14 protein-coding genes are annotated in these 15,318 nt (G+C 39.7%); 8 read left to right on the top strand and 6 right to left on the bottom strand.

Annotated features, from left to right (window positions below; genetic code table 11):
• Positions 1-216: 216 nt before the first annotated feature.
• On the bottom strand, positions 217-1,956 hold the full coding sequence (locus H4J41_RS15770) for a DUF885 family protein (protein WP_182137107.1): 1,740 nt from the start codon (positions 1,954-1,956) through the stop codon (positions 217-219).
• Positions 1,957-2,061: 105 nt separating this feature from the next.
• On the opposite strand from H4J41_RS15770, the gene H4J41_RS15765 reads away from it, so the two are divergent.
• Both H4J41_RS15765 and H4J41_RS15760 read left to right on the top strand, forming a co-directional pair.
• The gene (locus H4J41_RS15765; RefSeq protein ID WP_182150458.1) at positions 2,062-2,562 is read left to right on the top strand and encodes a hypothetical protein; all 501 of its coding nucleotides are present in this window, start codon (positions 2,062-2,064) and stop codon (positions 2,560-2,562) included.
• A 54-nt stretch (positions 2,563-2,616) separates the two neighbouring features.
• Positions 2,617-3,507: a RimK family alpha-L-glutamate ligase gene (locus H4J41_RS15760; RefSeq protein WP_182137105.1), complete on the top strand. Its 891-nt coding sequence runs from the start codon at positions 2,617-2,619 to the stop codon at positions 3,505-3,507.
• 121 nt (positions 3,508-3,628) lie between these two features.
• Here the strand turns inward: H4J41_RS15760 and H4J41_RS15755 are convergent, their stop codons facing one another.
• From H4J41_RS15755 to ccoG, 3 genes are read right to left on the bottom strand one after another with little or no spacing between them, the layout of a single operon-like run.
• Complete coding sequence (locus tag H4J41_RS15755) at positions 3,629-4,261, bottom strand: thiol:disulfide interchange protein DsbA/DsbL (RefSeq protein ID WP_182137104.1); 633 nt, start codon at positions 4,259-4,261, stop codon at positions 3,629-3,631.
• 53 nt (positions 4,262-4,314) lie between these two features.
• Positions 4,315-5,292 (bottom strand): serine/threonine protein kinase, encoded by a 978-nt coding sequence (locus tag H4J41_RS15750; RefSeq protein ID WP_182137103.1) that lies wholly within the window; start codon positions 5,290-5,292, stop codon positions 4,315-4,317.
• Positions 5,292-6,725, bottom strand: a complete 1,434-nt coding sequence (gene ccoG, locus H4J41_RS15745; protein WP_259364464.1) for a cytochrome c oxidase accessory protein CcoG — start codon at positions 6,723-6,725, stop codon at positions 5,292-5,294. The genes H4J41_RS15750 and ccoG overlap by 1 nt, the downstream gene beginning before the upstream one ends.
• Before the next feature lie 222 nt (positions 6,726-6,947).
• On the opposite strand from ccoG, the gene H4J41_RS15740 reads away from it, so the two are divergent.
• Positions 6,948-7,304, top strand: coding sequence for a hypothetical protein (locus H4J41_RS15740; RefSeq protein ID WP_182137102.1), 357 nt, complete (start codon positions 6,948-6,950; stop codon positions 7,302-7,304).
• Between the two features lie 330 nt (positions 7,305-7,634).
• Here the strand turns inward: H4J41_RS15740 and H4J41_RS15735 are convergent, their stop codons facing one another.
• Together H4J41_RS15735 and hutG are read right to left on the bottom strand one after the other, a co-directional pair.
• Positions 7,635-8,999 (bottom strand): formimidoylglutamate deiminase, encoded by a 1,365-nt coding sequence (locus tag H4J41_RS15735; RefSeq protein ID WP_182137101.1) that lies wholly within the window; start codon positions 8,997-8,999, stop codon positions 7,635-7,637.
• Positions 9,000-9,011: 12 nt separating this feature from the next.
• Positions 9,012-9,824: an N-formylglutamate deformylase gene (gene hutG, locus H4J41_RS15730; protein WP_182137100.1), complete on the bottom strand. Its 813-nt coding sequence runs from the start codon at positions 9,822-9,824 to the stop codon at positions 9,012-9,014.
• Between the two features lie 362 nt (positions 9,825-10,186).
• Between hutG and H4J41_RS15725 the strand changes: the two genes are divergently transcribed.
• The 5 genes from H4J41_RS15725 to H4J41_RS15705 all read left to right on the top strand — a co-directional run bounded on the left by H4J41_RS15725 (position 10,187) and on the right by H4J41_RS15705 (position 14,870).
• Complete coding sequence (locus tag H4J41_RS15725; protein ID WP_182137099.1) at positions 10,187-10,915, top strand: glutathione peroxidase; 729 nt, start codon at positions 10,187-10,189, stop codon at positions 10,913-10,915.
• 181 nt (positions 10,916-11,096) lie between these two features.
• On the top strand, positions 11,097-11,339 hold the full coding sequence (locus H4J41_RS15720; RefSeq protein WP_182137098.1) for a VF530 family DNA-binding protein: 243 nt from the start codon (positions 11,097-11,099) through the stop codon (positions 11,337-11,339).
• Between the two features lie 89 nt (positions 11,340-11,428).
• Positions 11,429-12,289, top strand: a complete 861-nt coding sequence (gene purU / locus H4J41_RS15715) for a formyltetrahydrofolate deformylase (protein ID WP_182137097.1) — start codon at positions 11,429-11,431, stop codon at positions 12,287-12,289.
• A gap of 105 nt (positions 12,290-12,394) precedes the next feature.
• Positions 12,395-14,188 (top strand): M61 family metallopeptidase, encoded by a 1,794-nt coding sequence (locus tag H4J41_RS15710; protein ID WP_182137096.1) that lies wholly within the window; start codon positions 12,395-12,397, stop codon positions 14,186-14,188.
• A 148-nt stretch (positions 14,189-14,336) separates the two neighbouring features.
• Entirely contained in the window at positions 14,337-14,870 is a 534-nt protein-coding gene (locus H4J41_RS15705; RefSeq protein WP_182137095.1) for a VOC family protein, read from the top strand.
• Positions 14,871-15,318: the final 448 nt, after the last annotated feature.

Raw genomic sequence — 15,318 nt, 5'->3', positions numbered from 1 at the left:
AAGGTCCACAACAGCTGAGTTAATTGAATTGGAAGCACTGACAATAGCTAGCAAGTGGTTGTTATTGTATGCGCTTAATAACTATGATCATAACCATTAAGCTTTGAAAACTAGTTGGTTGGGCAATATTGCTTAAGCTGGGATAAGTCGCAAAAAAAAAGAACAACTACTTAATAGCGTTTCTCTTTTTTTTGCATGATATAAATATCTTAGCCGTTACAACTGCTGCGCTATCCAGTCCATAGTTAACTCTTCAAGCAGCGCCATGGGTAAGCTACCATTTTTCAGCATTTGGTCATGAAAAGCTCTAATATCGAACTTATCGCCTAAGGCTTGTTCCGCTTTCGCCCGCAATTGACGAATTTTGATTTCACCAATTTTGTATGACAAGGCTTGCGCTGGCCAAGTAATATAGCGGTCAATCTGGCCAATAACATCAGCCATGCTTAAAGCGGTATTCTTGGCTAAATAATCGATCGCTTGTTGACGGGTCCAACCTTTAGCATGAATGCCAGTATCGACCACTAAGCGACAAGCACGCCATGCTTCATAGGTTAAACGACCGAAGTCACTATATGGGTTTTGGTAAAAGCCCATTTCCTTACCTAAACGTTCAGAATATAGCCCCCAACCTTCGCCATAGGCGGCGTGGTATAAAGTTTTACGAAACTCAGCCATATCAACTTCTTGCGCAATAGCACTTTGAAAGTGATGACCGGGCTCTGCCTCATGAAAGGTTAATGCCTCTAAAGTATATAAAGGTTGGCTGTTTAAATTTTTAGTCTCTAAAAAGTAGGTGCCTGATGTGGTACCACTGCCATCGGAGGCAACATAATAGGCACCACCATTTGGACTGGATTTAATGTCGAAGGTTGATCTGGGTAATACTGAAAACCATTTCGGTAATTGTGCGGCCATTTTACGGGTGATATAGCTGGCTTTTTCCAGCATATCCATCGCACTATCGGTGTAAAATTGCTGGTCGTTACGCAAAAACGCAATAAAATCTTTAAATTCACCCTTAAAGTCCACAGCTTTAATAATTTGCTGCATCTCTGTACGTATGCGACTGACTTCATCTAGACCTATTTGATGAATTTCATCAGCTGATAAATCCGTGGTCGTGTAATACTCGATTAAGTATTGGTAGTATGCTTCGCCGCCCTCAACACTGCTAATGCCAGCAGTGGTCCGACAGTGGGTCATATATTCTTTGGTGAAAAAGTCATAAAAATCTTGGTACTCAGGTAAAACAGTCTCTTTAATCAAGGTTTTTACTTGCTGGCGATACTGCGCTTGCTCGGTTGATGAAATGACTGCTGGCATATTCAGCATAGGCGCATAAAAAACACTGTTTTGTACATCAGCGACTAAATGCTTACTGATTGATTTTTCATAGCCTTTAAAGCTTTCACAGTAATGGGTATGATCTAAGGCAATGGCTTGTTTTAGATCAACGATATGTGCTTGGTTATAACGTGGATAATCAGCGAGACTGATTAAATAATTACTATAGTCTTGTTCGGTTAAAAATGACATGTTGGCTGGAGCGCCGGCAAAGTAACTATGAAAGCCTGAATAATAAGTTAACGGATAAAGGTGATCTTGAAATTGATAACTTTTTGCTTCCGCTTCGCGTTCATATTTAAATAAACGATAGCTGATCTGATCAGCACCTGAGAGTTTATTAACATCAATATCATCAATACGCGTTAGCAATTCATTATTGTATTTTGACCGACGTTCGCGGCCATTTGCTGACATTTCAGGTAAATTACCCTTCATGCGAAAGGCATCGGGGTCTTTTCGAAAAAACACTTGTTCTTGATTTGCCCTTTGCCAATGCTCATTGAGTAACTGTTGAAACTGTTCACTGCTTTGGTTGGCAAACGTGCTGGTTGCGCTGAATAAGCCACAGAGTAATAATACTCCAGCACTTAATGGTTTTAGTTTCATACGAAGCCTTAATTTTGGGGTGATATTATTGTTATTAATGTAACGCTATATTCTAATGAGCTCAATTTTTTTGTATGATGAAGATAATAGGCAGTACTGAGGGGCATGATGATCAGATTATCAAAAACTGGCTGGAATAATGTCATTATCATTATGGTAATGGGCTTTATTTTATTGATTAACGCCACGAATAAAAAAATTCACTCGCCAGATGAAAATACTGAGGTCACTAGCGATCAAGAGATTGCTTTAGTCGGATCGCAAAATATTATTTTAACGCTCGATATAAGTAATGTGCTCACTATTGAGCGGATAGGCCGCACTTGGCGGGCAGCTCCGGCTAATATTTCTGGCCAAGCATTAGCACAAATGATGATGTCTTGGCAGCAAAGTAGCGGTCAGGCAATGGCCCAAGCCCCGATAGTTGATCGACAATTTTCGCTCGATGTTAAGCTCGATATTGCCGGCCAACCACTTCCATTACAGTTAAGTTTTTATGCCACTGAGCAGCAATTATTGAGCTTTAATCAAATATCAGAACAGTGGCTTGTTATGCCAATAGCTATGTATGGGCAATTATTTCCAGCAGAAATTTTTGCTAACTAGCCTTAGTTTTATTCACTTTAACCTTTAACCAATGTAGCAGAGGCAGTAGATTTTATGAAAAAATGCGCAATTTTATCCATGGACAGTTTGGAAAATTTTGAGGCTTATGATTGTTTGATTGATCAGCCAATGCTGGCTTTAGGCTGGCAAACCGAAGTGATTTCCTGGCATGATAGCAGCGTAAATTGGTCAGACTATACCGCGGTTATTATTCGTAGCCCATGGGATTACCAAGATGACATGGAAAGTTTTCTCAAGGTACTGTCGGCTATTGATCAATCAAGCGCCCGGTTAGAAAATAGCTTAAATGTGGTGCAGTGGAATATTAATAAAAGCTACTTAAAAAGCTTAGCCGCTGAACAAGTGACTATTGTACCGACCTTATGGCCACAGGCTTTTGACCCTGACAATATGGCGGGATATTTCAGCCATTTTTCTACCGAGCAAATAGTCTTAAAACCGCGAGTCAGTGCCAATGCTGATAATACATTTTGGCTTACAAAAGACACTTATCAAGATAAAGTAGCGGAGTTAAGTCAAGCGTTTGCAAAGCGAGAGTTGATGGTGCAGCCTTTTATGGCTGCTATTTGCCAAGAAGGTGAATTTTCGTTGTTTTATTTTAACGGCCAGTACAGTCACACCATATTAAAAACCCCAGCCCAAGGTGATTTTCGTGTTCAAGAAGAGCATGGTGGTGGCTTATTATCGGTAATGCCTGAACCATCCTTATTGGTAGCAGCAAACAATACAATGCGAGCTATCAGCAAGCTCCATGGTGAACTACTCTACGCGCGCATTGACTTTGTTCGCTATCAAAACACCTTTGCCTTAATGGAAGCCGAGTTAATTGAGCCTTCGCTTTATTTTAATATGGACGATGCCTCAGCACTGCGCTTTGCCAACGCTTTTGATACTCGCATGACAGCGTTCACGGCTAAAACATAGGATATAAATAGCAAAGCAATAAAAAAGAGGCCAAAGCCTCTTTTTTAGTTACCGGATGAACGGTCAGTTTTTTATGCCAGACAAAAACTCAGTCACTACATCCATGTCGGCACGGATTAACTTACTTTAAGGTTAATAAGTGATTTACTAGCTTGATATAATCTTGTTCAAAATTGTTTCTATCTAAGCCGGCTGGATCAACACGGTATTTACCATTAACAATCACAGTAGGTACTGCGGTTAAAGCACCTTTATTAGCAAAGTAGTCTTGCTGTTTCTTCATCGCATTGGCTTTGCTAACCACACTAAAGCTTTTCATTAACTTATCGAATTTTTCACCATCAGCACCGTTGAGTACGAAAACGTTTCGGATATCTTTTTCTGAAGTAAATACCGCTTTTTGGATATGGATGTAATTAAACAGTGCGCCAATAATTTTCTTCTCTAAACCCATTTGGTGGGCAACAACAACGGCTTTACTTAGCATTTGTTGTACTTTAGGTGACGCAGCACGCAAGAAATCTACATGGTTCATTTCAAAGTCAGCATCTGCGGGTATAGACGTTTTTAACGTCGCCATAAAGGGTTCAAATTTAAAACAATGTCCGCAATAAAAAGAGAAAAATTCACGTACTTCAGATTTCGCCGAAACGTCTTCATTCACTTTAGTGTAATGCTCACCTTCAGTATAATCTGCTGCAAATGAGAGTACGGGTAATAACATTAAAGCGAATAAGCTCACTAACTTCTTCATAAAATTAAAATTCCTAATTATTAATAAATCAAAATCAATAGCGCTATGCGTGCTTAATAACCTAGCAAACTTAGCGGTGGCTGCTGTAATGCTGACATTTGCTCTTTAAGCATCAAAATTTGTTGTTCCCAATATTTTTCAGTATTAAACCACGGAAAGTTACGAGGAAAAGCAGGGTCTTGCCAACGTTTACATAGCCATGCCATATAATTAACTACTCGCATAGTACGCAATGATTCAATTAAAGGCAATTGATTGGCTTCAAAGCGATAAAATTCATTGTAGCCAGTTAATATGGTATCAAGTTGTAATAACTGCTGCTGGCGATCACCACTAAGCATCATCCAAATATCTTGCACCGCAGGCCCCATACGACAATCATCAAGGTCAACAAAGTGCGGCCCAACCTCAGTCCACAAAATGTTACCCACATGACAATCACCGTGCAGACGGATCTGCGACCTAGGCTGATATTGCTGACTTGCAACTGTGATGACTTGTTCTAAAATAGTGAAAAAAGGCAAGCTTAAGCCAGCAGGAACAAAGTTAGACCCTTCAATAATAAGCTGTGCTTGCTGAAGCATTTCTTCACTATTAAAGGTTGGCCGTTCGCTAAAGCTTTTCTGCGCAGCAACAGCGTGAATTCGGCCTAAAAACCGGCCCATCCACTCTAGTTGGTCTAAGTTATCCACCTCAAAAATTCGGCCACCACGACAAGGAAATATTGCAAATTTATAGCCTTTGTATGAAAACAAAGACTCGCCATCAATTTTCATTGGTGCCACCAAAGGCAGCTCGCTTGCGTCTAATTCAAAAGAAAAATCATGCTCTTCCCTAATTTGTGCTTCTGTCCAGCGTTGCGGCCGATAGAACTTAGTCACATATTTAGTTTTAGCCATGTCATGAAATTGATAAACACGATTCTCATAACTATTTAATGCCAACAAACCACTATCAACCGTTAAACCTGTGCTTTCCAAACCGTCTAGAATTAAATCGGGTGACAGCGAGGTAAAATCAAATACTGACATTAGCGTTTATTAAAGAAGCGGCTTTCGTGTTCAAGCTTCACCTCATCCGTCTCAGATACTAATTCAATCACAAAACTTATATCTGTCATATAGTCTTCTAATTCCTCAGGGGCGACCGAAAGGCTGATCGGCAAAGTATAGACTTTAGCCGCTTTAACAAGTACCTCTTGGTCACCGTTCCATTTAGTATTGTTAATACCCTTTACTGACAGGCGATAACGATTATCTTTTTGTGATTTATTGAGAATCTTTAGGGTGTAAACATTCTCAATATCGCCATTAAAGTTCTCTTTGGCTAACTCATTTCTATCGCGAATAATTTCCATTGATACGGGCACTCTGTTGACCATTTCTAACACCAATAAGCTGGTCATCACAAATAATACGATGGCATAACCAATAAGTTTAGCACGGACAAAGTGCACTTTTTTCCCTTCTAACTCATGCTCAGTGGCATGACGAATTAACCCTTTATCATAACCCATGCGATCCATAACACCGTCACAGGCATCAACACAGGCACCACAATTGATACATTCATATTGTAAGCCATTACGAATATCAATACCGGTAGGGCAAACCTGAACACATAAATTACAGTCAATACAATCACCTAAACCAATATCTTTTGGTACGTCTTTTCTGGTACGTGGACCTCGGTTTTCACCACGTTTGGCATCGTAAGAAACGGTTAAGGTGTCTTTATCAAACATCGCAGATTGAAAGCGGGCATACGGGCACATATGTAAACACATAATTTCTCGCATCCATCCGGCGTTACCGTAAGTACAAAAAGCAAAAAACCATACGGTTGCGGCTAAGGCAAACGAGGCCTTAAGAGTGAAAAAATCAACAAACACTTCACGCATGGGTGCAAAGTAACCGGCAAAGGTTAGCGCGGTTAAAACAGAAATTAAGCCCCAACAAAAGTGTTTTAGCGCTTTACGCCAAAACTTATTAATGTCCATCGCTTGGCTGTCGAGTTTTTTACGTTGGTTGGCTGTGCCTTCTATTTTTTCTTCAAACCAGATAAATATGAAGGTCCACACCGTTTGAGGGCAAAGGTAACCACACCAAACTCGCCCTAAAAAGGTGGTAATGAAGAACAGTAAAAAAGCACTAAGAATTAAGAGCCAGGCCAATAGCGTCAGATCTTGTGGCCAAAGCGTGACACTCCATAGCGTAAAACGTTGTTCACTAATATCAAACAAAATCGCTTGGTGGCCGTCATATTGTAACCAAGGTAAACCAGCAAATAGTGCTAAAAAGAAAAAATTCATCTTTTTGCGTAGTTTTTGAAATACACCTTTTACTTTGCGAACATAGATTTGGTCACGAGGTTTATAGGTATCGCTTTTGGCGGGCTGATGAATTTGAACATTTTTAATCGGAATATGCTGACTAACGTTAATGTTTTTATCTTTTGATTTCAAAGCGGATCCTTTATGTCGGTAATACCGGATAATTATAACGGATTCGTACTCATTACCCATCAAAAAAATAGCATAAAATTGCTTTGTTACTACCAAATTGATTACTCTAGCGTCATTAGCACGACATTTAGCCCAAGAAAACAATAATACTATTGGTGATTGGTTAAATAACAGCAACGAGTTGCTGATTATTTGTACGTACATATGATTATAAGGCAAGAGATGAAAAAATTATTGATCTTGATCGTGGCCGCCGCGTTATATTTTCATTATTATCCCAATGAAAAATTAAATGACTGGTTATTTGAGCAAAAACAAGTGGTGCTGAGTTATTTTTCAGAGGTGACTGACACCAAAGTACGTTTAAAGTCCGATAAAATATATCAAGATTTATCGCGTGACTTTAGTCACTTCACTAGCCAGGAAATAGCTTACGTGGCAGAAATCACCAGTAGCCGTGAACAGGTAAAAAAGTTTAACGAGCAATATTGTCGAAGTAAAAAACAAACGCCAAAACTACAGCGCGATAATTTAGCCAAAGTGTGTCGAGCCATCAGCAAATATAGCAATTTATTATAATGAGTTGCTGTAGCGCTTTTATCGACTTGCACTTATCGACTTGGACAAATGTTCAATTTGAGGTCAAACAGCTAGCTAATATCCGTTGCATTAATTAGCGGGGCTAGTTTACATTCAGATACATAAACGTATGAAAAAAAATGGATTGAAAGGTTATTATTTAATCACTCGTTAGGCTAATGATTAAATAAATAACCCCATAGTCGCTTGTTTTAACCCCTAGCAATAATCAGAAAATCAGTCATATTGTTATCATAGCCAAGGGATCAAGACGATTGCGAGCCAAGCTAATCGCCTAGTTAATCGCCTAGTTAGCGTTAAGCGAAATAATTAAGCTGAAAGCCGAGCTAATAAGGTCGCAAAACTATCTGCACTGGCTTGCTCTAAGACATGTTCTGCGCCTTGGATCACCCAATGACCATTGACCATCACATCTAAAACCGGGTTACTTTGGCTGGCAAAAATAACGCTGTCGAGTAAGTGAATATCGTCATGGGCAAATAAACGTAATTGGCGGTCATCCAAGACCAATAAATCAGCTTGCTTACCCATAGCCAATGCACCCGTATTACTGTTGGTGCTTTGCGCGCCTCCGGCGGCGGCTTTTTGCCATAAATTAAGCCCAACAGACTTTTGCTCGCTGTTGGCTAACAGGGCGCGTTGTTGCTTACTTAAGCGTTGAGCATATTCAAGCCAGCGTAATTCTTCGATTGGATTAACCGAAATATGGCTGTCTGAGCCAATAGCAAAGGTGCCATTGTCTATTAAAAATTCACTGGTCGGGAATATACCATCACCTAAATTAGCTTCTGTGGTTGGGCAAATTCCGGCTATTGCTTGGCTAGCAATAATACCTTTGCGCTCTTGTTCATCGATATGTGTGGCGTGAATTAAACACCAATGCTGGTCTAAATCGGCATTGTTGAGTAACCACTGCACCGGCCGTTGACCATAATGAACTAGACAGTCTGTTACCTCTTTTTGCTGTTCGGCAATGTGAATATGAATCGGCGCTTGCGCATCAAGTGCTCTAACATGAGCCACTGCCACTAAGAGCGAATTTTTATCAACCGCGCGTAAAGAATGTGGCGCAATACCGACATTGCAATTAGCTTGTGATTTGGCGAGCGCAAAACAATCAGTGACTAAGTCATTAAACTGCTCAACTGAATTAATAAAGCGCTTTTGTCCGTCAGTCGCGGCTTGTCTGCCAAAGCCACTGAATCTATACAGCACAGGTAATAATGTTAAACCAATACCCGATTTCTCAGCAGCGGCAAAAATAGCTTGTGCCATAGTAGCGAGGTTTTGATGATTTTGGCCGTCAATATCATGATGAAGATAATGAAATTCAGCAACACGGGTATAACCCATCTTCAACATTTCAATATAAAGCTGGCGAGCAATTACCTGAATATCTTCTGAGCTTAATTGCCCCAAAAATTTATACATAACATTACGCCAAGTCCAAAAACTGTCTTGACCTTCGCTGCCTTGTTCACTAAAACCGGCAAAAGCCCGTTGAAAAGCATGAGAGTGACAATTGACCATACCCGGTATAACCACACCATTAGCACGTTCCGCGCCGGCGATATATCCGGCGGTAATATCAGTAATCACGCCCTGTTCAATCGTCAACGTTTGCTCGTTAGCCCAACCATCAGCTAATAAGATTTTTTTAGCAAAAAGTTTCATCGATACCTTCCCTTACTCAGTGGCGTTTGAGGTTTTGGTGTTAATGGCAGTAAAATTTATCAGCGTATTAACCAAGGCAGCAAGTTTAGGTTGCACTTGCAAGGCTAAGCTTTCGTTATAAGTCATGGCTTGCTCATTCATATAGGTATGCTGTGAGAGCTCTAATTGAATAGCATGAAAATTATTATTAGGTTGACCGAATGCCCGCGTAATATAACCGCCTTTAAAGCGACCATTACAGACCATAGTGTAAGGTGCGTAATCTAGATCCGCTAAAGCTGCCATGAGTTCAGGAGCACAACTTTTTCCATCGGCATTACCAAAATTAAAATCAGGTAATTGTCCCTGAAAAAATCTTGGCACATGCGAGCGAATAGAATGTGCCTCAAGCAAAACAGCTTGACCAAATTCAGCTTTTATTGCTTGCATGGTTGAGCTTAAGGCCTGATGGTAAGGTTGCCAATAATTGGCAACGCGAGCCGCTATTTGTTCAGCACTCGGTGCACCGCCTGCTTGATATAAAGGTGATAAATCAAATGCTGTGGTGGGACAAAGTTCAGTATTATTTGCACCTGGGTATAAATCAACACCATCAGGATCACGATTTAAGTCAATCACATAACGGTTATATTTAGGCATTAATATATAAGCGCCAAGCTCTTTTGCAAAGGCATATAAACGCTCCATATGCCAGTCAGTGTCGGCAACTTCACGCCCTTTAGCGGTCATCACCTTCGCAATATCTGCGGGTATTTCTTCGCCATTGTGTGGCATGCTGATGAGTAAAGGCACAGAGCCTTTAATTAAGGTGTAACTGTTTGACATCTAAATCCCTCAAATTGTATATACAACTTTATTGCGGTTAATTTACCACTTTACCGATAAAACAGGAAATTATTTCTATTGATAGCATCGAATTCATTTAGGCCATCTTTGCCAAATTGACCAGTACAAATTGATAAGTGAAAATTGACCCGTGCAGATAATGACAGCCGCCTGATTAAATCTATTGATGCCAGTAGCTAAAATTGCTTAATATCAGTGGCAACTTTTATCCATTGATTTCATTAATCGATTTTATCAATCATGAAGTGCACTATTAATCACTTTATTTAAAGTTGGACTTGTTCAATAATAGCAACATAGTCAGTGACAACATTATTTTAGAAACTATAAACGGAGCCATTATGTTAGAAAACAAAGAGCAACAAAAAGTCCCTAATGTTACTTTCACATTAAGAGCCAATGACGAGTGGACAACGCGCACTAGTGACGAAATTTTTAGTGATAAAACGGTAGTGGTTTTTTCGCTACCCGGTGCTTTTACACCGACCTGTTCATCTTCACATTTACCACGTTATAACGAATTGGCGCCAAAACTGTTTAACAATGGTGTTGACGAAATTATTTGTATGTCAGTCAATGACACCTTCGTGATGAACGCTTGGGCAGAACACCAAAATGCAGACAGCATTAGCTTTATTCCTGATGGCAACGGCGAATTTACTGATGGCATGGGCATGTTAGTTGATAAAGCCGCGATAGGTTTTGGTAAGCGTAGCTGGCGTTATGCGATGTTAGTTAAAAATGGCGTCATTGAAAAAATGTTTATTGAGCCTGATTTACCAGGTGACCCATTTGAAGTATCTGACGCCGACACTATGCTAAATCATATTAACCCGTCAGCCTGTCAAACATCAGCGATTGTGGTTTTTAGTAAGCCGGGTTGCCCACATTGCAAAAATGCAAAAGCCTTGTTAAATGAAAAAGGCTTAACATTTGAAGAGTTAGAAGTAGGTAAAGATGTTAACTTAACCATGTTTAAAGCGCTAACTCATGCAGACACAGTACCGCAAATTTTTATCGACGGACAACATATTGGTGGCAGCGAAGCATTGGCAGCTCACTTGAATTAATAGTGACGCAAGACTAAAGCCATTGAATTTGGCTTAACGATTAAAAAACGACGCCTTAGCGTCGTTTTTTATTTTTTGCTTTCGTCACCATTTTTCTTTCGTCACTAATAGTGTCATTAATCCAGTAGGCATTAGCCTACGTCATGATAGAATAGTGCTTAAAACTGTTAAGGCCAACAATATGGATCACCAACCCTACAACCCATTACACGGAGTCACGTTAAAAATTATCGTTACTCAATTAGTTGATCACTTTGGTTTTGATTATCTCGGTAAAGAAATAAAAATTCGTTGTTTTAGTGATGATCCTAGCATTAACTCAAGCTTGAAGTTTCTCAGAAAAACCCCTTGGGCCAGAGAAAAGGTTGAAGCACTTTATATTCAACACAAAACCAAACTTGATGACGATGACGATTCGGTTTGAAATAGCATAAGCATATCGCACAAAAGTATTGAACAAGATGACAATAAAATGCCAAACTGCTGAGATATAACCACAATAACGTCTACCGCATGAAAAAAATTCATCACTATATTCTTACTTGGCAGTGCCCTGATACTTCAGGTGTACTGGCAAAAGTCAGCCAGAGTTTATTCGAACACGGGGCCTTTATTACTGAAACTAGCCAATACAGTGATCCCTATACAGATACATTTTTTTCACGCATTGCTTTTGATGATCGAGAACTGACTGTCAGTTTTTCAGCATTCAGACAAGCCATTGATTTATTAGCAAAACCGTTAAATATGCATTATCAACTTAGAGAAAAAGAGAATTTTCCTAATGTCGTTATTGCCGTGTCAAAAGATGATCACTGCTTAGTGTCACTCTTAACCAAATGGAAAGCGGGTGTGTTACCGGTCAATATTGTCGCTATTACCTCAAACCATCAAGATTGTCAGGCACTGGCCCAATGGCATAATGTTCCCTTTCATTACTTACCGGTCAATAAAGATAATAAAGCACAGCAAGAGCAGGCATTATTAGCTATTTATCAGCAGTATAATGGTAACTTATTGGTGCTTGCCCGTTATATGCAAATATTGTCAGACGAGCTTTGTCGGAGCTTACGTGGCCAAGCGATTAATATTCATCACTCTTTTCTGCCCAGTTTTAAAGGCGCAAAGCCTTATCATCAAGCGCACAAACGTGGCGTTAAAATCATTGGCGCTACCGCACATTATGTCACTGCAGACCTAGATGAAGGGCCGATTATTGTTCAAGAAGTAAAACCAATTAACCATGCTTTTACCATTGAGCACATGGTGCATCTGGGCCACGATTTAGAAGCCATCGCCTTATGTAATGCCGTAAAAATGCATGCTGAGCAACGTATCTGCATCAATAAAGATAAAACCGTTATTTTAAGTTAATCGCCAGTGCAATAGCTAGTCGCTAAGGCTTATTTTCAAGCTGTTTTATTCAGTTAACTCTGCTACATTGGAGCACAAATATCTTGTCAACATTTGTGCTCCAATATGATCCAATATCAAATTTCCCCTCTTAACCCAAATAGTCATTTATTTGAGGTCTTATTGTCATTTAAAAGTACCCCAGGCGAAAGCTACACTTTATCTTTACCCGCCTGGTTACCCGGCAGTTACATGATCCGTGATTTTGCCAAAAATATTACCGAAATTTGCGCCTTTGACAGCAATGAGCAAGCCATTAGCTTAAGTAAAGTTGATAAACAAACTTGGTCATTGCAGGCCAACAATGACCAAGTGCAAGTGCGCTATCAAGTTTTCGCTTTTGACCTATCCGTTCGCACAGCTTACCTAGATAGCCAGCGCGGATTTTTCAATGGCAGCTCAACCTTTTTGCAAGTACAAGAGCTGAGCGAGCAAGCATGTGAGCTCATCATTCATCCCTCAACGTTAGCTGAACATAGTCAATGGCGAGTGGCGACGGGTTTACCACGAGCGAAAGCCACGACAAAATATCAATTTGGTGAATATATTGCGGATAATTACCAACACTTAATCGACTGCCCAGTCGCTATTGGTGACTTTGACAGCACTGAATTTACGGTAGAAGGGGTAGTGCACCATTTAGTATTTACCAGTAAACACTATGGCGATACTCAGCGTTTGGCTGCTGATATTAGCAAGTTATGCCAACATCACATTAGCTTATTTGGTGAAGCACCTTTTCAAGAATATTGGTTTATCACTCATTTACAAGCGAATGGTTTTGGTGGCTTAGAACACAAAAACTCTACTATTTTACAAGCCAGTCGCTTCGACTTACCCAATCCAAAACAAACAGCAACCGCGCTAAATGATGATTATAAAAGCTTCTTAAGCTTATGTTCACATGAATATTTTCATGCTTGGAATGTTTGTCGCATAAAACCGAAAGAATTTGTCCCTTACAACTTACAAAAAGAAAGTTATACCCAACAGTTATGGGCCTTTGAAGGGATAACATCTTACTACGATGACTTTTCACTGTATCGTACCGGCTTAATTAACTTTGAAGACTATTTAACTATATTAGCGAAAACAGCCACGCGGGTTTATCGCGGTAGTGGTGAATTAAAACAAAGCGTCACGGCTTCAAGTTTTGATGCTTGGACCAAGTTTTATCAACAAGGCCCAGATGCGGTGAATAACATTGTTAGTTATTACACCAAAGGTGCTTTAATTGCTTTATGGTTAGACTTAATTATTCGCCGCAAATCAAACAACCAGCATAGTTTAGACACCTTAATGCGAGAGTTATGGATTCACTTTGGTCGCACCAATATCGGTACCAGTGAAGCTGACTTTATTAACATTGCTAACCTGCTCTGTGGTGAAGATATTTCATCAAGCTTTAAGCACTATTTATACAGCAATGAGCGTATTGATTTAACCGCTGAACTGGCAACATACGGCGTTGAACTGCAAAAACAAAAATTCAAAAAATTAAACAGTGTAGAAACCACACCTGAAATGCATTACCAGGGTTATTTAGGTGCACAATATAAAGTACAAGGCTTTGGCTTAACCATTACGCAAGTACTGGAAAATTCACCCGCAGCCAAGGCGGGTTTAGCGGTTAACGACACGCTGGTCGCGATAGATAAAATCAAAATGACTGAGCAATCTATACAAGCCCTATTTGATCACTTACCGGCAGGTAGAGAGCTAAGCTGTGATTTTTTTCGTGATGACCAACTGCTAAGCTCAACATTGAAAGTTACTGACTCGCCATTAGCGGGTATCGCTTTTAAAGTGGTTGATGACAACTTAGTAAAACGTTGGCAGCATATTTTACCGAATGGGTAATGAGCTTTGTAAACCCGTGTTGTAAACTAAAGCGTACGTAATTGCTGACAACATTTAGCGACTAAACTCGCCAGAAAATTAGGGCGCATTATCGAGTTATGGTAAAAAATAACTCATTCGCTTAACTACTCACTTAAGTAATAATATTATGATTAATGTAAAACGTTTGCACCATGTGGCTTATCGATGTAAAGACGCAAAAGAAACCGTCGATTGGTATGAAAAACATTTGAATATGGCACTCACTGTCGCCATTGCCGAAAATGAGGTGCCGTCAACAAAAGCGCCCGATCCTTACATGCATATATTTTTAGACGCGGGTATGGGCAATGTATTGGCCTTTTTTGAGATCCCCAATTCTCCTGACATGGGCCGAGATGAAAACACCCCAGAATGGGTACAACATATCGCATTAGAAGTTGAAAATGTTGATGCTTTAATTTCAGCAAAAAGCGATTTACAAGCACACGGCCTAGACGTTTTAGGCCCAGTTAATCATGGTGTATTTAAGTCTATTTATTTCTTTGATCCTAACGGCCACCGCTTAGAATTAGCCGCCAATATCGGTACCACAGAACAATATGCAGAACTTAAACGGGTAGCGGCAGTAATGGTTGAAGAATGGGCACAAACTAAACAAGCGCCAACACATGCGGCTTGGTTGCATCAACTAGACGACTAAGGCATAAAAACAGCGCTACAAGCCCCTACTAACGAAAGATTTCGTAAGTAGGGGGGAGAAAAAACATAGCTATTTGCCAACTTTTATAAAAGATTAACCCATGTAATTCTCTGTTAAAAAATAAAATTACATTTATTAACAAAAAATTACAATCAAAAACAAAGACTTGCTAAGCATTAGACTTTAGTGCAATAAATAAGCGAAAAAATAGCTTGAAGCTTTACTCAACTCACGTACAGTATGGCCAGCTACATAGATAGCACTCAACAAAATGGATAGTATTTGCACGGAAAGCAATAAGCGTTAATTAACGCAGTATATTATTTAAAATATGGATTGTTTACTAAAGCTCAGGATGAGTACTGAAATATTTAGCCCAAAAGGGCATCAGGGATAGCACCAAAAAGTGTCAGGATGACCGAAAAAAATAAAATTGTGTACAAAATAA

Origin of the sequence: Colwellia sp. MB3u-45 (assembly GCF_014077005.1) — a bacterium.
In the GTDB taxonomy this organism is placed as follows: Bacteria; Pseudomonadota; Gammaproteobacteria; order Enterobacterales; family Alteromonadaceae; genus Cognaticolwellia.
Note: the sequence above shows the minus strand (reverse complement) of the source record. Positions and strands in the feature narration are given on the sequence as shown.

Bases quoted from the DNA above. Each gene is read 5' to 3' on its own strand.
- H4J41_RS15770 (WP_182137107.1), bottom strand. From the start codon at position 1,956: ATGAAACTAAAACCATTAAGTGCTGGAGTATTATTACTCTGTGGCTTA.
- H4J41_RS15765 (WP_182150458.1), top strand. From the start codon at position 2,062: ATGATGATCAGATTATCAAAAACTGGCTGGAATAATGTCATTATCATT.
- H4J41_RS15760 (WP_182137105.1), top strand. From the start codon at position 2,617: ATGAAAAAATGCGCAATTTTATCCATGGACAGTTTGGAAAATTTTGAG.
- H4J41_RS15755 (WP_182137104.1), bottom strand. From the start codon at position 4,261: ATGAAGAAGTTAGTGAGCTTATTCGCTTTAATGTTATTACCCGTACTC.
- H4J41_RS15750 (WP_182137103.1), bottom strand. From the start codon at position 5,292: ATGTCAGTATTTGATTTTACCTCGCTGTCACCCGATTTAATTCTAGAC.
- H4J41_RS15740 (WP_182137102.1), top strand. From the start codon at position 6,948: ATGAAAAAATTATTGATCTTGATCGTGGCCGCCGCGTTATATTTTCAT.
- H4J41_RS15735 (WP_182137101.1), bottom strand. From the start codon at position 8,999: ATGAAACTTTTTGCTAAAAAAATCTTATTAGCTGATGGTTGGGCTAAC.
- hutG (WP_182137100.1), bottom strand. From the start codon at position 9,824: ATGTCAAACAGTTACACCTTAATTAAAGGCTCTGTGCCTTTACTCATC.
- H4J41_RS15725 (WP_182137099.1), top strand. From the start codon at position 10,187: ATGTTAGAAAACAAAGAGCAACAAAAAGTCCCTAATGTTACTTTCACA.
- H4J41_RS15720 (WP_182137098.1), top strand. From the start codon at position 11,097: ATGGATCACCAACCCTACAACCCATTACACGGAGTCACGTTAAAAATT.
- purU (WP_182137097.1), top strand. From the start codon at position 11,429: ATGAAAAAAATTCATCACTATATTCTTACTTGGCAGTGCCCTGATACT.
- H4J41_RS15710 (WP_182137096.1), top strand. From the start codon at position 12,395: ATGATCCAATATCAAATTTCCCCTCTTAACCCAAATAGTCATTTATTT.
- H4J41_RS15705 (WP_182137095.1), top strand. From the start codon at position 14,337: ATGATTAATGTAAAACGTTTGCACCATGTGGCTTATCGATGTAAAGAC.